The organism is Microbulbifer sp. (genome assembly GCF_051659245.1).
Taxonomy (GTDB): Bacteria; Pseudomonadota; Gammaproteobacteria; order Pseudomonadales; family Cellvibrionaceae; genus Microbulbifer.
Map to the genome: position 1 here is coordinate 1 of NZ_JBOFOC010000158.1, position 2,077 is coordinate 2,077.

General features: G+C 66.6%; 1 protein-coding gene. It reads right to left on the reverse strand.

The genetic code is table 11. The annotated features are described in order from the left end of the window. Nucleotides 1-2,077 (reverse strand): hypothetical protein (locus ACRC0P_RS15490; protein ID WP_438632208.1); only part of this gene is annotated, 2,077 nt, incomplete at both ends.

Below are 2,077 nucleotides of genomic sequence, written 5' to 3' on the forward strand. Positions count from 1 at the left end.
TTGAGGTAAAAGTGGTCGTTGTTGGCGCCGGCGGTTTCGGTGTTGGGCAGGCGCAGCAGTTGCAGGTGGCGGCCGGGGGCGACGGGGAATTCGGCTACCTGGCCGCCGCTGCCGTTTTCCAGGACGTCTTCGAGGGTGACGCTGCTGTCCAGGGCCTGGCCGGCGCTGACGGGGACCAGTTGGCCGCCCTGGACTTTGGCCAGGCGGCCGGTGAGGCCGTAGTCGGCGCCGCGCTCTCTTCCCAGTTGTTCCGGCAGTGGGCTGCCGTCGGCGGCGCGCCAGTCGGTGTAGAGGCCGACGAGGATGTCGTTGCCGGTGGCGGCGCCTTCGTGGCCGATCAGGTATTGGCGTTCTTCGCCGGCCGTGAGGCCGGCTTCGATCTCGGTTAAACGCTCGGCCCAGACTTGGATATTGGGCGGCAGCAGTTCGAGGGGTTCCTCCAGTTCCTGGGCGGCGCTCTGGACGGGGGTTTGGTTCTGGGTCTGGTCCGCTATCTGGCCAGTGCTGCCGAGGGTGAAGCGCCGGCTGCCGACGTAGCCGGTAACCCGGTTGATGGCGACGATATGGAGTTGTTCGCCAGGGGACGGCAGGCCGGCGTCGCGGGACTGGTAGCGGGAGCTGAAGCCCAGTTCTTCGCTGCGGCTGCGGAAGTCGTCTTCCCTGGTGCCGCCCTGGGCGACGCCGTAGTTGCCGTAGGCGGCGAAGTTGTTGCGGACGCTTTTGGGGCCTCGCAACAGGGTGTGCCAGAGGTAGCGGTCGTTTTCGATCCGGGAGGCGGCGCCCTCTTGGCCCTCGGGCAGCCCGCTGACTTCCACCAGCAGCTCGCCGGTGCTTTCGCGGAAGATATACAGGTCGGTGTGGCGCAGGGCGTCTTCGCTGATCCCGGTGAGCAGGCCGCTGGGGCGACCGTTCAGAGTTTGATCGGCCAGGCGCCAGAGGTCCGGGACCTGTTCGGCGGGGTTTTCCGCGTCCGGGCTCTGGCTGCCGGAGGAGAAGTAGACGGCCTGCCAGGCGCCCTGCCCGCTCTGTTGCGGGACGATATAGTCCACTTCGATGTCTTCGCCGGTGGCGGGATCGGTTTCGGTGACGGCTTTGGTGATCTTGTCGGCGAGCACAGCGTTGTCCGGCTGGCCGTCGCCGTCGTAGTCCCAGGTTCTGGCAGTGGGGTCGCCGCTGCGGTCCTGGCCTTCGTAAACGACGGCGTCACCCACGGGGATGGGCTCGCCGCCGGGGGTATTGGCCAGGTGCAGTTGTCCCGCCAGCCAGAGGACGTCGATCGGGAAGTCGAAGCGGTAGCTGCCGTAGTAGCCGCAACCGGAATGGATGGTGCGCAGTTCGTAGTAAGGCGGTATGCCGAGGCGGTTGGGGTTGAAGGGCACCGTGGGCACGGTGAGGGTCAGGGGCCAGTTCATGCCGCCGACCAGGTAGCCGCCGAGGCTGCTGCGCATGCACAGCATGGGGCTGTTGACCACAAAGCGCCCGTCCGCGTCGGTGACACCGTAGCTGGTGCCGTACCAGCCGAACTGTTCCAGGGTGGCGCCGGAGATGGGGCCGAAGATCTGGTCTTCGTTGGGGTCCAGGCGCTGTTCGGACTGTTCGTAGCTGTCCGGCTGGGCATAGAAGGCGGTGCGCCAGGTAAAAGCCTCGACGCTGCCGCCGTTCAAATCGCCGCTGGCGGTGGCGTGGATGCTGCCGTCGCGGTTCATCAGCAGGGAGGCGATATTGTCTTCCAGGCTGGTGTCGGCAGCCAGTTGGAACGGTGCCCGCAACAGGATATGGGACTGGAGATCGGCGCCCAGGCGGTCTTCCCGACCCTTGACCACGACGGTTTTAATGTGGTCCGGCAGGGAGACGCCGTCGGTGCGGCTGCCGTCGGCCAGCAGCAGTCCCTGTTGCAGTTGCTGGGCGGGGAGGTATTCGGCGCGGGAGAGGATTTCCGGTTGCGTGGCCTTGAGCTCCGCAAGATCCTGCAGTGCGCGGCGGTATTCGGTGGCGGAGAGGATGTAGACGCCGTCCAGGGGGCCGCCGGCATAGGCTTCGCCGATCTCCTCCACTTCCTCGCTGCTGTTGCCGTCCA